This window comes from Peribacillus sp. R9-11, from assembly GCF_031345095.1.
Classification (GTDB): Bacteria; Bacillota; Bacilli; order Bacillales; family DSM-1321; genus Peribacillus; species Peribacillus butanolivorans.
In genome coordinates this window covers 3,402,322-3,416,768 of sequence record NZ_CP133763.1, presented here as the reverse complement: position 1 = coordinate 3,416,768, position 14,447 = coordinate 3,402,322, and the positions used below count along the sequence as shown (strand labels likewise).

Below are 14,447 nucleotides of genomic sequence, written 5' to 3'. Positions count from 1 at the left end.
TTGTTAAAATCACCAAGTGTAGTTTGTCACAGATACAAACGGGTGGGTGAGGGATAAATTTAGTAAGGATACAACATGAATAAAAAAAACTTGGAAGCGTTTTTTCATTTTTCCAAATATGAAACGAATGGAAAACGTGAAATCCTCGCCGGAGTTGTCGGCTATTTTACGATAGTGTATATTCTCGTCGTGAATTCTCTGATTTTATCAGAGGCGGGCATACCGATTAATGGTGCAGTAATTGCCACAATTCTTCTATCAGCTTTAAGCTGTATCATGATAGGGCTTTGGGCAAATGTTCCAATCCTTATCGTTCCAGGCATGGGTGTCAATGCCCTTTTTGCATATACAATGGTTCAAGGAATGGGTCTGTCTTGGCAATCGGCACTTGGTGCTGTTTTTATCTCGGGGTTTATTTTTGTAGTCATCGCTTTTACAAAATACTCGAAATTAATTAGTGATTCAATCCCAAGTTCGATAAAAGATGCCATCTCTGTGGGTCTAGGTTTATTTTTGATGCTAATCGGTCTCGAAAAGGGCGGGATTATAACAGGCGGTTCGTCGTCAATTGTTGCCCTTGGAGATTTAGGTGATCCAGCTGTGCTTTCGACGGTGCTGACATTTTTACTGGCCATCACGTTATTTATCAAGAATGTTCCAGGTAATTTTATGATTACCATCATAGCAGGTAGTCTTATTGCTTACTGGTTTGGTACAGTTCAACTCTCGGATATCCAATTTTCAGGTTTAGACACAGCCTCCTATAGTGATCTCTTCTTTTCATTATCGTTCATTGAGGCAGGCAGAATTGAATTCTGGATAAGCGTCTTTGCTATGACAATGGTTCTTGTCTTTGAAAATATTGGTCTTGTACACGGACATGTACAAAGTATCAACCGTCCTGAAGCTTATAAAAAGTCACTGCAAGCTACAAGTGTTTCCGTTCTTCTTTCAGGTATCTTCGGTTCTAGTCCTACGGTTGCAACTGTCGAAACAGCAGCTGGAATCGCATCAGGAGGCAGAACTGGTTTGACATCAGTAGTGACAGGCCTGTTATTCATTCTTTCCCTATTATTTATACCGGTAATTAAAGTGATCCCAGACAGTGCCATTGCTCCAATATTAATTATTATTGGCATTCTGATGCTAGAAAATATTAAAAAGCTAGATTTTAGCGACTTTACCGAAAGCATACCGGCAATCTTAATTATCACAATCATTCCATTTACTTACAGTATTGCAGATGGAATGGCTTTTGGTTTTATCCTTTACCCGTTCTTGAAACTGGTAACTGGAAAAGCAAAAGAGGTCTCAACTCCGATGTATGTGAGTGCGGGATTGTTTATCGTCTATTTTATTATCGGAATGATTGGTTGACATTTTGGAAGAGCGGTTGGAATAAGAAACTTCTTATTCTAGCCGCTCTTTATTGCATATAGTAACTAAAATGGAGTGGACTATAATGTTGCTTACACTCTGTGCCTTTAATAGGTGAGATGAAAAAAACTCCTGAAGGAAATTTCGATTTATTGTAAATTTCGCAATGACACATCTGTTCTGAAAATGCTATGATAAAAGATATTAAAATAATGATATATAAAAGTAGCAAATTGAGGAAGTGACAGGATGATTATTGAAGGTTTAAAAAGCCATGGATCAGGCAATGATTTTTTAATCATTGATGAATTAACAACAACCTTGACGTTTACTGAAGAAGAACGCAAAAATTTAGCCCAGACTCTTTGTAATAGGGAAAAGCTCGGAGCGGATGGTATTTTATTTGTAATGAAAAGTGAACATGCAGATGCAAGAATGCGTGTCTTTAATGCGGATGGGTCGGAAGCATCAATGTGTGGTAATGGACTTCGTTGTGTGGCTCGTTATGCATATGACGTTCTAGGGCTTGATAAAATGATTGTGGAGACGATGAAAGCAAATTTACTCGTTGAAAAAACGGAAGATATCTATAAAGGGATTCCAACTTTCAAGGTGGAAATTTCCCCAGTTAGTTTTAAGGTAAAGGACCTTCCGCTTATCGTTGAAAAGGAACAATTGCAAAATGAACCATTGCCGGAGCTACATGATTCCCTTTTATTTTCGGCATTGGCAGTTCCTAATCCGCATTTAATTACTTTGGTCGATAGTGATGTGCTGCAAAGTGAATTGCAGGCAGAACTTTCAATGAAGGTCAATCAGTCGAACGAGCTGTTCCCTGATGGTGTCAATGTCAGTTTTGTGAAAGAGCTGGAGCCAGGTAGTATTTATGTCCGGACATTTGAACGAGGCGTAGGATTCACAAATGCCTGCGGAACAGCGATGTCGGCTTCTAGTCTGATTACATGTTCTGTTGGACTAAACTCATTAGAAAGTGAAATTTCCGTTTATAATAATGGCGGGAAAGTTAAATGTGTTGTGCATTATGATAAAGAAAGCAAAAAATATTCGATTGATTTAATCGGGAACGCAACCTATGAATATAAGGCGTTGATTGAAATTGACTTAAATCAGCCGGAAAAGTTTGAACTACTTGAAAAACATGACTATGACGCGGAAACAAGTCTGTATGCTAAGTTGCAGGCAGAAGTACAAAGCTATTTAAAAACTACGCTATAAAGTACGAGACCAACTATGAGTTGGTCTTTTTTTGTTTGAGAAAGGACAAAACCTCAAGAAAAGCAGGGCCATTATTGACATGTCTGTAATCCTTAAAGGCACACCCCAATCTTTTAATTCTATTTGGTACGGTTTCAATCGTAAAGTCTTTGAGCTGAAGTCTTTCGCCCACTTCTTCCCAATATAATGGTGTAGCAACACCAGCAAACGGATTACCGCGCGGGGAATAAGGGGCAATAATGGTTTTCCCTTCACTATGCTGTACAAAGTCAAGGTAGAGTCGATTTTGCCGATTTTTCTTCAATCGTTCCATTGTAAAATCATCTGGGTAAGAGCTTATTAAGTAATGACCGAGAAAATCGGTGAACATACGTGTTTCTTGATAGGAAAAGATGTCTTCCGGTAGTGGAATATGAATTTGCAGCCCTTTGTTTCCGGAAGTTTTTACAAATGCTTTGATATTTAAAGAATCCATTACCTTCTTTATTTCAAGTGCAGCTTTAATTGCTAAAGAAAAAAATTCAATCGAGGGTGGATCTAAATCCAGGACGATTTCATCAGGTTTTACTTTTCCCGCTTTCTGAAATGGAGTATGAAACTCTAGTGCAAGTTGGTTGCCAAACCACAGCAATGTTTCAATATCATTACACAACATATACTCAATATCCTCATCCCAGAACGTTTTAATAGATGCAGGCGCATAATCTGGTTTGTTTTTTTGGAAAAATTTTTCATTGTCCATAGATCCATGGGGATAACGAATCGTTGTTAGCAGTTTATCCTTTAAAAAGGGTAAGAAAAATGCAGAAACCTCTCGTAAATATTGAAGGTATTCAACTTTTATCACCTGTTTGTCATCGATTATCCAAAGTGGTTTATCCCGGGAAGATATTTGTATTGAATCTGGAAATGTAAATTGGCTGATTACGAATTTTTCCCAAGTACATTCATTGGGGGATGTCTGTAAAAGCCATTGTGAAAACTGAGGTTCACGTAATTCATTTTCCTCGTATACATGTAAAAATTGAACTTCAATACAAATGGACGGATGTATATAAAAGAATTGTTCGTCTTCTTCTGAAGCATTTTGTTTTATCAGTTCGTGTAAGATACTTTTATCATGAGCGCTAAGCCCATTTTTGACACTACCAATTTTCGTGATTTCATTCCCTTTATATACTGCGAGGGAAACATATCCGTTTTCTTTATTCAAAGCTGTGATGAAGCAGGAAACAGCCCTCCAATTTTTCACTTTGATCCAGGAAGTGGAACGTTTTCCTTCTTGCCAAGTACTTTGAATTTCCTTGGCGACTATCCCTTCTCCATCTAAGAGGATGACTTTATTTATTGCCTTATCTAAATCGACATAACTCTCAATCAATTGAATTAAAGCCTTATCATTTGGATTAGGAGGCATAGGCAATTCAAGTATTTCTCCAAGGTTTTTAATCATTTTCCTTCGTTCTGACATTGAATTAGTGGTAAGGTCATTTCCGTTGATCCTAAGCAGGTCAAACACGATAAACCGGCATGGGGTAAAATTAGCTTTTTCAGAAATCAGGGATTGTTTCCGTAGGCGGCCACGCCATTGTACCTCAAAAAAGTCTGCTTTTGCTTCATTTGTGAGCCAGACTAATTCACCATCTAACTGCAGTGGTAGAAAACTTTTAAGATCTAGGTCATTAATAAATGTACTGATTTCTGGGAAAAGGGAAGATAATTCCTTCCCGTTTCGACTCGTAATTTTTACCGTATGGGCATCTATTGTTAAAATGGCACGAAAACCGTCATATTTGACTTCATAACGCCAATCCGTGGATTTCGGGGCTTCGGGGTAATATGTTGGCAGCATCGGTTTCATTTTATTTGTACCTCCGCAATAAGTGATTGACATTATTTTTGCCAAAATAATGAGGTGTTAGAGTTGGCAAATGTTTTTTCGAATTATTTTAGACAAGAGGGAATAATAAGCCTGTACTTCTATTTATAAAAAGTTATGAGGTGATGAATATGCATACCATTTGGAAGGGAAGCATTTCTTTCGGTTTGGTGAACATTCCGATAAAACTTCATGCCGCAACGGAAGATAAGGACATATCCTTGCGAACGTTGCATAAGGAATGCCACTCACCAATTAAATACGAAAAAGTTTGTCCGGTCTGCCAGAAGGAAGTAGGCAAGGAAGACATTGTTCGTGCTTTTGAATATACAAAAGGAAAGTTTGTTGTATTAGAAGACAATGAGCTAGAAGAACTTAAAAAACAAAATGAAGAAAAATCAGTGGAAATCATGGATTTTGTTAAAATTGAAGAAATAGATCCGATATATTTTAACCGTAGTTATTTTATGTCTCCAAATGATGGTGGCATAAAAGCCTATTCCCTATTGCGGCAAGCACTCAAGGAATCGAATAAAGTTGGGTTAGCAAAAATCATCATCCGTTCAAAGGAACAAATGGCGGTTATAAGGGTTGTAGATAACACCTTGTTGATGGAAACGATTCATTATCCAGATGAAGTACGCTCCGCAGCAGATGTTCCGAATATCCCTGCAAATGATACAATTGTAAAAAAAGAAATTGATACGGCAATTTTATTAATAGATCAATTAACGACGACTTTCGATCCGACAAAATACAATGATGATTATCGAACGGCGTTACTTGAGCTGATTGAATCAAAGAAGACAGGACAGAAGACGATTACAGCCAAAACAAAAGAAACAGTGTCCAACAATGTTACCGATTTAATGGAAGCTTTACAAGCATCCATTGATCGAACGAAACCTGATAAACTGGAAGGGAAAAAAACGACGACCCGGAAAAAAGCGGCACCGAAAAAAAAGAAACAAGCGTAAAAAAAGAAGCTGAGTGGAAGACGAACCAATGTCTCTCAGCTTCTTTTTGTTTTTTCAGAAGGGGAACAAAGTGAATACAGTGGTTAAAGAGGTACACATAGCTGAAGAGTTTAAACGGAATACATATTAATAAAGTTTGTGTTTTGTATAGATAATTGGGTTGCCCGTGGAGATATTTGTAGGACTAATCTATGCGGTAGAGGAAGAATGTGAATTAAAACCCTTGGTTTTTTTAGTAAGAAAAACGAAATGGTTCTTTTTGACAGAGAAGAAGCTGAGAATTTAAAAAGAAAAGGTAGTGTTTTAGGCTGATGTGTTTTAATGGAGTGATTCTGAGCAGAGCAAAATATTATTCTGAAGATGATAGTGTCATTCAGTAAGGCGATATATGGCTGATCTTTATTGTAGGGATTGAGTAGTGGATTTGAAGAAGGCAAAAAAATTCGCTCCCTGAAGAGCGACAAAGAGGAAATTAATCGTGAAATCAACATATAGGCGACCAATTTTGTTTTTCGACTATATATTGTGTTCATATTCTACCATATTTAATTCTGAAATAGCAACCAAATTACCGAAACTATAGTACGATTTTTCTGAAAATCAGTAATTTTCCACCATTTCTCCCGGAAGTAGACGTTTTTATCTTCTCTGAAATAGTAAAGTAATTAAAATAGATGCAGAATAAAATGAATTTTTAGTATAATGTATTCATATAAGGATGATATAAAGTAAATAGGATTGGAAGATGTTAATTGGAAAATGGAAAAATCGTGTCCCTTCAAGCCGGAAAGCCTAAACAGGAAATGTTTTCGAATGTTAAGATTTTATCAGCTATGGATAAAAAAACTTTGGATAATGTGACCGTAACAAAATCAGGAATAGTTGGAGACGGAGTAGGGAATCTAAAGTTCCATGGAGGCCCTGACCGTGCATTGTGCATTTATCCTTTTGAGCATTACTCATTTTGGAATGAAAAATTCTCTAAACAGCTTGATATCCCTGCTTTTGGTGAGAATTTAACAGTAGCTGGGATGATGGAAACTCAAACGTATATCGGTGATATCTATCAAATAGGTGGGACAATTGTTCAGATCACCCAAGGACGAATTCCTTGCTCGACTATTTCTCATTTTAACCAAGAACCTAAGTTTTTGACATCAGTGATGAAAACAAGTTTTACTGGTTATTTTGCAAAGGTCATTCAAGAAGGAGTTATTAAAAAACAAGATGAAATTGTTTTATTAGATCGACTTCAAGAAAACATCTCTGTATATTATGCAACTGAAGTGATCCTGCATAATCGAGACGGACAGGATGGAGCTCATGCTCTACTTTCTGTAGATTCGTTAGCGGTGGACTGGAAACAAAGGATATTAAAGAGAGTTTAAACTTTGAAGGATGTATGATCTTAGTAGAAAAGAAAAAAATGACTATCAAACTATTGAAATTGACAGATTATTAATGTAAATTAAATATAAACAAATTTTGAAATGTTAAGAAAACTTTATAAATGGATCTTATCGAGAGAGGTGGAGGGACTGGCCCGAGGAAACCTCAGCAACCAGCTTAGGCAAAGGTGCTAAATCCAGCAAGCAGAGCTTGATAGATGAGGAGAATGTTTCAAAAAACCTTCTTCTTTGAGAAGGTTTTTTTTCTTTTCTCTCATACTCATAGAAAACGACAAAAACAGAATTGTTTTTGAGAGAGGGTGTACATATGGATTTTCGTAAAGAATTGAAAGAAAGAATGCTGGTTGGAGAAGGAGCAATGGGAACATTATTATACTCATATGGAATCGATCAATGTTATGAGGAATTAAACTGCACTAATCCTGATCAAATTGAATCCATTCATCGTGCCTATTTAGAAGCAGGTGCTGATATTCTACAATCGAATACTTACGGAGCCAACTTTAATAAATTGAAAAGGCATGGTCTTGAAGATGAAGTAAGCCGAATTAACCGACAGGGAGTTATCCTTGCTAAAAAAGCTGCAAAAGGCAATGCATTTGTATTTGGTACTATAGGGGCTCAGCGAAGTATCCGTAAATCGGATTTAAGCATGGAAGAAATTAAGCGAGGTTTTCGTGAGCAGCTATATAGTCTGCTTATAGAAAATCCTGATGGGATTCTCCTTGAAACATTTTATGATCTGGAAGAACTTGAAACCGTGTTGCAAATTGCTAAAAAAGAAACGGAATTGCCAATTATTGCAAATGTATCGATGCATGAATTAGGTAATCTTCAAAATGGGATCCATTTAAATGAAGCATTTCAAAAACTCGAGCAATTGGGTGCTGATGTTGTTGGTGTGAATTGCCGTCTAGGTCCACATCATATGATTCGCGCCTTGGAAGAAGTGACTTTGCCAAAGCATGCGGCTATCGCTATCTATCCAAATGCTAGCCTACCGGATTACGTGGATGGAAGACTAGTTTATAAAGCAGTGCCTGAATATTTTGGCTCAAGTGCCCTTGAGCTTCGTGAGCAGGGTGCCACGATAATCGGTGGGTGTTGTGGAACAACACCACTTCATATTCAATCTGTGAAAAATGCGATTGGGAGTTTAGTTCCAGTAGAAGAAAAAATGACGAAAGCACGTGAAATCGAAATAATTGAAGTGAATCATAGAGAACTGGAACTACCCCTGCATGAGCAGGCCAAAACTGAAAGAACGATTCTTGTTGAACTTGATCCGCCGAAAAAATTAGGAATTGAAGGTTTTATGGCTGGTGCGGAGGCATTAAAAAATGCGGGTGTTGATTCGATTACATTAGCTGATAATTCACTTGCTTCGCCGAGGATATCTAATGAGGCGCTGGCCAATTTGTTGAAAAACCAATTAGATGTAAATCCAATGGTGCATATTACGTGCCGTGATAGGAACTTAATTGGCCTTCAATCACATTTAATGGGGCTTCAAACGGTGGGGTTGAACGAGATTCTGATTATCACTGGTGATCCTTCAAAAATAGGGGACTTCCCAGGTGCAACTTCAGTCTATGATTTATCGTCATTTGACTTAATTAGTATGGTAAAACAATTTAATGAAGGTCTTTCCTATTCCGGTCAAAGTCTTGGTCAACGGGCAAATTTTAAAATTGCGGCTGCCTTTAACCCAAATGTGAAATATTTGAATAAGGCCGTTCAGCGGATGGAAAAGAAGATTGCTTGCGGTGCTCAGTCCTTTTTGACCCAACCGATTTATTCAGTCGATCAGATTGAAGAGGTTTATGAAGCGACAAAACATATAGATACTCCGATTTTCGTCGGAATTATGCCGTTAACGAGCACACGAAATGCGGAATTTATCCATAACGAAATACCGGGTATTAAATTACCTGATAATGTAAGGCGGGCTATGGCTTTAGCAGGGGATGACCCGATAAAGTCAAGAATGGAAGGTGTGAATATCGCCAGAGAACTGGTGGACGCCGCAAGAGAAAAATTCAAGGGGATTTATTTAATTACACCATTCCTTCGCTATGAAATGACTGCGGAACTTACAAAATATATTAGAGAAGTCGATAGTAAACATACATCAGAGGTGGCAGTACATGAATAAAAAAGCGATTCAAGAACAGTTAAAGTCTAAGATTCTCCTTCTTGATGGTGCAATGGGAACCATGCTACAAGCTGAGAATTTAACAGCAAAGGACTTTGGGGGAGAACAATTCGAGGGATGTAATGAATATTTATCACTGACGCAACCTGAAATCATCCAAACCATCCATGAAAAATACTTAGCAGCAGGTGCCGATATTATTGAGACAAATACCTTCGGAGCCACGAGCATCGTTCTTGAGGAATACCAAATAAGTACGATTGCTTATAAGCTTAATAAAATTTCAGCTGAACTTGCCGTGAAAGCTTGTGAAAAATATTCAAATGATAAATGGCCAAGATATGTTGCTGGTTCAATGGGACCAACAACAAAAACACTTTCTGTTACAGGAGGAACCACATTTGATATTTTAACCGATTCTTATGAAGAACAGGCACTCGGTCTATTAGACGGTGGTGTGGACCTGTTGTTAGTGGAAACCTGTCAGGATATGCTTAATGTTAAGGCTGCCTTTTCTGGAATAAAAGCGGCCTTTGCTAAAACAGGGAAAGAAGTGCCTGTCATCATTTCGGGGACAATCGAACCGATGGGTACTACCCTAGCCGGTCAGTCCATTGAAGCGTTCTATTTATCAGTTGAACATATGAAGCCTGTGGCTGTTGGTTTGAACTGTGCGACAGGACCAGAGTTCATGATAGACCATATTCGGACGCTTGCAGATATATCAAACAGCGCCATTAGCTGTTATCCGAATGCAGGCCTACCTGATGAAGAAGGTCATTATCATGAATCCCCGACTTCCCTTGCAGAGAAAATGAAGCAATTTGCAGAAAAAGGCTGGGTCAATATCATTGGGGGCTGCTGTGGAACAACACCAGAACATATTAAAGAGCTTTCTAAGGTTCTAGAAGGCGTACAGCCCCGTGAAATGAAGGAATCAGCACATGGTCATGCCGTATCAGGAATTGAGCCACTTATTTATGATGATTCAATGCGTCCCTTGTTCGTCGGTGAGAGAACGAACGTCATCGGATCTCGTAAATTCAAGGAGTTAATTCGTGGGAAGCATTATGAGCCAGCTGCCGAAATTGCTCGTGCTCAGGTGAAGAAAGGCGCCCATGTCATTGATATTTGTCTTGCTGATCCTGATGGTGATGAGTTAGGTGATATGAAGGAATTCGTCGAAGAAGTTGTCAAAAAAGTGAAAGTACCATTAGTCATTGATACTACAGATGAAGCCGTTCTTGAACAGGCTTTAAAGCATTCTCAAGGAAAGTCAATTATTAATTCTATCAACCTTGAAGATGGTGAAGAGCGCTTTGAAAAAATTGTTCCACTCGTTCATCAATACGGTGCTGCCGTTGTGGTAGGAACAATTGACGAGATTGGAATGGCCGTTGATGCTGAACGGAAAATTGAAGTGGCTACCCGCTCTGTGGACTTGCTAGTAAATAAATATGGCCTAAACGAAAGCGACCTCATTTTTGATCCGCTTGTTTTCCCTGTAGGTACGGGAGATGAGCAATATATAGGCTCTGCTTTAGAAACGGTTAAAGGAATTAAGGCAATCAAAGAGAAATTTCCAGAATGCTTAACGATTCTTGGAATTTCAAATGTGTCATTCGGCCTCCCATCACGCGGAAGGGAAATTCTAAATGCCGTTTTCTTATATCACTGTACAAAGGCTGGTCTTGACTACGCAATTGTGAATACGGAAAAACTTGAACGTTTTGCTTTGATACCGGAAGAGGAAGTGAAACTGGCCGAAGCACTCCTGTTTAATACCTCCACAGAAACATTAGCTATCTTCACTGAATTTTATCGTGGAAAAAAAGCGGAGAAGAAAGATAATGGTGTTATCCTTCCGTTAAACGAACGTTTAGGTAACTATATTATTGAGGGAACGAAAGAAGGCTTAATTGAAGATTTAAATAAAGCAATCGAGCGTGGGGACGCTCCATTAGAAATCATCAATGGACCATTGATGGATGGGATGAGTGAAGTGGGTAGGTTATTTAATGATAATCAGCTCATTGTCGCGGAAGTACTTCAAAGTGCCGAGGCGATGAAGGCTGCTGTCTCACATCTTGAACCACTCATGGAAAATGCTGAAGATAGTGCTAAGAAAGGTAAGATCCTTTTAGCGACTGTCAAGGGTGACGTACATGATATTGGTAAAAACCTAGTGGATATCATTCTTTCCAATAATGGCTATGAAGTCATTGACCTTGGAATTAAAGTCGCACCACAACAAATTATTGAAGAGGTCCGAAAACATGAGCCTACTATCATAGGCCTGTCTGGATTACTTGTAAAATCAGCACAGCAAATGGTTTTAACTGCCCAGGATTTAAAACAGGCAGGGATTGATACTCCAATATTAGTGGGGGGAGCAGCATTATCCCGTAAATTCACTGATTTCAAAATTTCACCAGAATATGGCGGTCCTGTTTTATATTCCAAAGATGCTATGGATGGATTAGCTGTCACGAATATTTTACATGATTCCAACAAAAAGGTTGTCTACTTAGAGGAGTTAGTTGCAAAACGGGAAAAATCGAAAGCCAATGCGGCAATTGCAGCAACCATGGAAAAACCAGTTCGCAAGCAAACACCAGCAGCTCCGTTAAGCAATGTCCCGGTTCAAAAACCGCGTGACATCAAAAGACATGTTTTGAAAAATTATCCATTAGATGTCATCCAACCATATATTAATAGGCAAATGTTAATTGGTCATCATTTAGGATTAAAAGGTAAAGTTGCTGAGCTGGTGAAGCAAGGGAATGAAAAAGCAATTCAACTGAATGATTTGGTTGATGAGCTGATTGAATTCTTAAAGGCAGAACCAGACTACGGGTTAAATGCTATTTATCAATTTTTCCCTGCTCAAAGTGATGGAGACCAGTTATTCATTTATAATCCGGATAATCATCAGGAAGTATTGGAAACTTTTGATTTTCCTAGACAAGATACAAGTCCACACCTTTGTTTGGCGGATTTTGCGAAGCCGGTTTCTTCCGGGGAAATGGATTATGTTGGTTTCTTCCTCGTTACAGCTGGTAGAGGTATCAGAAAATGGGCAGAACAACTAAAACTTGAAGGTGATTTCTTGAAAAACCATGCTCTTCAATCACTGGCTCTTGAAACTGCAGAAGGATTTGCAGAAAGAATCCACCAATTGATGAGAGATGACCTGGGTATAAGCGATCCTATAGAAATGTCAATGAAAGAGCGGTTCGCAGCCAAGTATACCGGTCAAAGGTTTTCATTTGGTTATCCAGCTTGTCCAAATCTGGAAGACCAAGAAAAGCTATTCCGTTTGTTACAACCGCAGGATATTGGAGTAGAATTGACTGAAGGATTCATGATGGAACCAGAGGCTTCTGTTTCAGCTATTGTATTTGCTCATCCTGAAGCGCGTTACTTTAATGTCGATCGATAAGCAGTGAGGAGACAGCGGTATTTTTTACCGCTGTCTTATTGCGCATGAAACCCCTGAATTAGTACACCTTAATGGTCAAAAGGAAGGGGATACAACTATATGAGGAGTCTATTCCGACTATATCTTTTCATAATGTGTGCTTTCATTATCTTGGTTATGACAGGTGAACCGCCAGTTCTTGTACACGCAACAATTCCGGAAGAAATAACACCGCTTGTAAAAAGTAAAGAAGATCAGAAAATTGCATATTTGACATTCGATGATGGACCGTCTACGAATACGATGGATATTTTAGATATATTAGATCGATATCATGTTAAAGCTACCTTTTTTGTAAAAGGTAATGAAGAACCTTACGCAAAACAATGCTATAAAGAAATGATTTCCCGGGGTCATGAAATCGCCCTCCATTCCTATACACATGATTATTCTATTGTTTATCGGTCAACGGAAAGTTTTTTTCAAGATCTGAATAGGCTTGAAACCATGCTTGAAAAAGAGTATGGGGTAAAGAGCCGTATTGTACGTATACCGGGTGGTTCAAATAATCATCTTAGACATCAGGTTACAACTAGACCAATCATTAATGGAATCCTTCAACAATTATCAGAAAAAGGTTATATTTACTTTGATTGGAACATCGATTCAACAGATGGCATCAGTCCGTCGATAAGTGAGCAACAAATCATTACCTCTGTGAAAAGAGGATTGAAAGATCAAAAGCAGGTTAATATCTTATTACATGATATCAATAGTATGAAAAATACGGTAAAAGCATTGCCGGATATTATAGAAAACCTAAAAAGAGAAGGGTATACCTTTGATACGATTGATGAGACAACTCCTAAAATACAATTTAAATGATGAACTTAGTGTTTATATATAGTAAATTAAGGTATAGGGATAAGAGATTACATGGGAAAGGATATATCGTTTCTATGATGCCATCATTGTTTTTATCACATGGAACACCTCTATTAGCATTGGAAAAGAACAGCTACACTTCTTTTTTAAAGGAATATATGAAAGTTATGAATAAACCAACTGCAATCGTTATCCTGTCAGCACATTGGGAAAGTAAGGAGCAGTTGATTTCAGCAGTCAGTAAACATGAAGTTATTTATGATTTTGCCGGTTTTCCTGAAGAAATATATCAGGTGACATATCCCGCTTCGGGATGTCTAGAGTTATCCGATAAAATATTAACCCTATTGTCAAAAATAGGGGTATTAGGGGAACTAGATGATAGGCGTCCGCTCGATCACGGGGCATGGGGACTTTTGCATATTATGTACCCTGAAGCCGATATCCCTATCGTATCATTGTCTATTAGTCCCTATCTTCCATTTGCGAAGCAATATGAGATCGGCAAAGTATTGGGGGATCTTAAGAAAAGTAATGTCCTTATTATCGGGAGCGGTGGAATTGTCCATAACTTTAACCATATTCAGGAAGATATGCATGTGGCAGAGGGATGGGCAATCAGTTTTGAGGAATGGGTAGAAGAAAGGATCATGAATTGGGATATGGAGACTTTGGTTAACTATGAGCAAATGGCTCCTTATAGTAAAGATGCTGTACCTACAAAAGAGCATTTTATTCCATTAGTCATCGCCATGGGATCAGGGGATGACAACAAAAAGCCAAAGCTGTTACACCGGACTTTCCAATATGGGAATCTGAGTTTAACAGCTTGGCAGTTTGACTGATTTTAAAGGGTTTTTGGTATGGTAAAATATACCTGGTAATAATCAAAATGCAAAAATACAAAAATCTTTTTTTAGCGAAAAAGGACTTAAATGAGCAATAAAGTCTGTTAAAGGCGTAATATGACGAATTAAGCAGAAAAATAGTTTCAAAAAGGGTGAATAAAGTGTTTTAACCTTTGGATATTTCGACAAAAACATGTTAATATAACATCTGAAAACGTTTTATCCTTTAAAATTTTATTATTCAATAACCAAATTTGTTT

9 protein-coding genes and 1 riboswitch are annotated in these 14,447 nt (G+C 38.1%); of the genes, 8 read left to right on the top strand and 1 reads right to left on the bottom strand.

Annotated elements, in window-relative coordinates:
• Positions 1–75: 75 nt before the first annotated feature.
• Both RE409_RS16480 and dapF read left to right on the top strand, forming a co-directional pair.
• Complete coding sequence (locus tag RE409_RS16480) at positions 76–1,377, top strand: NCS2 family permease (RefSeq protein ID WP_057219073.1); 1,302 nt, start codon at positions 76–78, stop codon at positions 1,375–1,377.
• A 249-nt stretch (positions 1,378–1,626) separates the two neighbouring features.
• Positions 1,627–2,613 carry a diaminopimelate epimerase gene (dapF, locus tag RE409_RS16475; RefSeq protein ID WP_201224015.1) on the top strand — a complete coding sequence of 329 codons (987 nt, stop codon included), beginning with the start codon at positions 1,627–1,629 and terminating at the stop codon, positions 2,611–2,613.
• A gap of 13 nt (positions 2,614–2,626) precedes the next feature.
• On the opposite strand, the gene RE409_RS16470 is transcribed toward dapF, so the two are convergent.
• Entirely contained in the window at positions 2,627–4,474 is a 1,848-nt protein-coding gene (locus tag RE409_RS16470; RefSeq protein ID WP_201225143.1) for a DNA ligase D, read from the bottom strand.
• Between the two features lie 149 nt (positions 4,475–4,623).
• Here RE409_RS16470 and RE409_RS16465 point away from each other — a divergent pair, with 149 nt between their 5' ends.
• From RE409_RS16465 to RE409_RS16440, 6 genes are all read left to right on the top strand, one after another.
• The gene (locus RE409_RS16465) at positions 4,624–5,469 is read left to right on the top strand and encodes a non-homologous end joining protein Ku (RefSeq protein ID WP_098176335.1); all 846 of its coding nucleotides are present in this window, start codon (positions 4,624–4,626) and stop codon (positions 5,467–5,469) included.
• A gap of 752 nt (positions 5,470–6,221) precedes the next feature.
• Positions 6,222–6,857 carry an MOSC domain-containing protein gene (locus RE409_RS16460; protein WP_201224016.1) on the top strand — a complete coding sequence of 212 codons (636 nt, stop codon included), beginning with the start codon at positions 6,222–6,224 and terminating at the stop codon, positions 6,855–6,857.
• Positions 6,858–6,983: 126 nt separating this feature from the next.
• A riboswitch (SAM riboswitch) is annotated at positions 6,984–7,082 on the top strand.
• Between the two features lie 103 nt (positions 7,083–7,185).
• Complete coding sequence (locus RE409_RS16455) at positions 7,186–9,033, top strand: bifunctional homocysteine S-methyltransferase/methylenetetrahydrofolate reductase (protein ID WP_201185353.1); 1,848 nt, start codon at positions 7,186–7,188, stop codon at positions 9,031–9,033.
• Positions 9,026–12,475: a methionine synthase gene (gene metH, locus RE409_RS16450; RefSeq protein ID WP_201224018.1), complete on the top strand. Its 3,450-nt coding sequence runs from the start codon at positions 9,026–9,028 to the stop codon at positions 12,473–12,475. The genes RE409_RS16455 and metH overlap by 8 nt, the downstream gene beginning before the upstream one ends.
• Before the next feature lie 156 nt (positions 12,476–12,631).
• Positions 12,632–13,339: a polysaccharide deacetylase family protein gene (locus tag RE409_RS16445; RefSeq protein WP_309557816.1), complete on the top strand. Its 708-nt coding sequence runs from the start codon at positions 12,632–12,634 to the stop codon at positions 13,337–13,339.
• Complete coding sequence (locus RE409_RS16440; RefSeq protein WP_309557815.1) at positions 13,336–14,184, top strand: dioxygenase family protein; 849 nt, start codon at positions 13,336–13,338, stop codon at positions 14,182–14,184. The genes RE409_RS16445 and RE409_RS16440 overlap by 4 nt, the downstream gene beginning before the upstream one ends.
• The last annotated feature ends 263 nt before the right edge of the window (positions 14,185–14,447 follow it).

Coding starts and splice junctions, on each gene's coding strand:
- dapF (WP_201224015.1), top strand. CDS start 1,627: ATGATTATTGAAGGTTTAAAAAGCCATGGATCAGGCAATGATTTTTTA.
- RE409_RS16470 (WP_201225143.1), bottom strand. CDS start 4,474: ATGAAACCGATGCTGCCAACATATTACCCCGAAGCCCCGAAATCCACG.
- RE409_RS16455 (WP_201185353.1), top strand. CDS start 7,186: ATGGATTTTCGTAAAGAATTGAAAGAAAGAATGCTGGTTGGAGAAGGA.
- RE409_RS16440 (WP_309557815.1), top strand. CDS start 13,336: ATGATGAACTTAGTGTTTATATATAGTAAATTAAGGTATAGGGATAAG.
- RE409_RS16445 (WP_309557816.1), top strand. CDS start 12,632: ATGACAGGTGAACCGCCAGTTCTTGTACACGCAACAATTCCGGAAGAA.
- RE409_RS16465 (WP_098176335.1), top strand. CDS start 4,624: ATGCATACCATTTGGAAGGGAAGCATTTCTTTCGGTTTGGTGAACATT.
- RE409_RS16480 (WP_057219073.1), top strand. CDS start 76: ATGAATAAAAAAAACTTGGAAGCGTTTTTTCATTTTTCCAAATATGAA.
- metH (WP_201224018.1), top strand. CDS start 9,026: ATGAATAAAAAAGCGATTCAAGAACAGTTAAAGTCTAAGATTCTCCTT.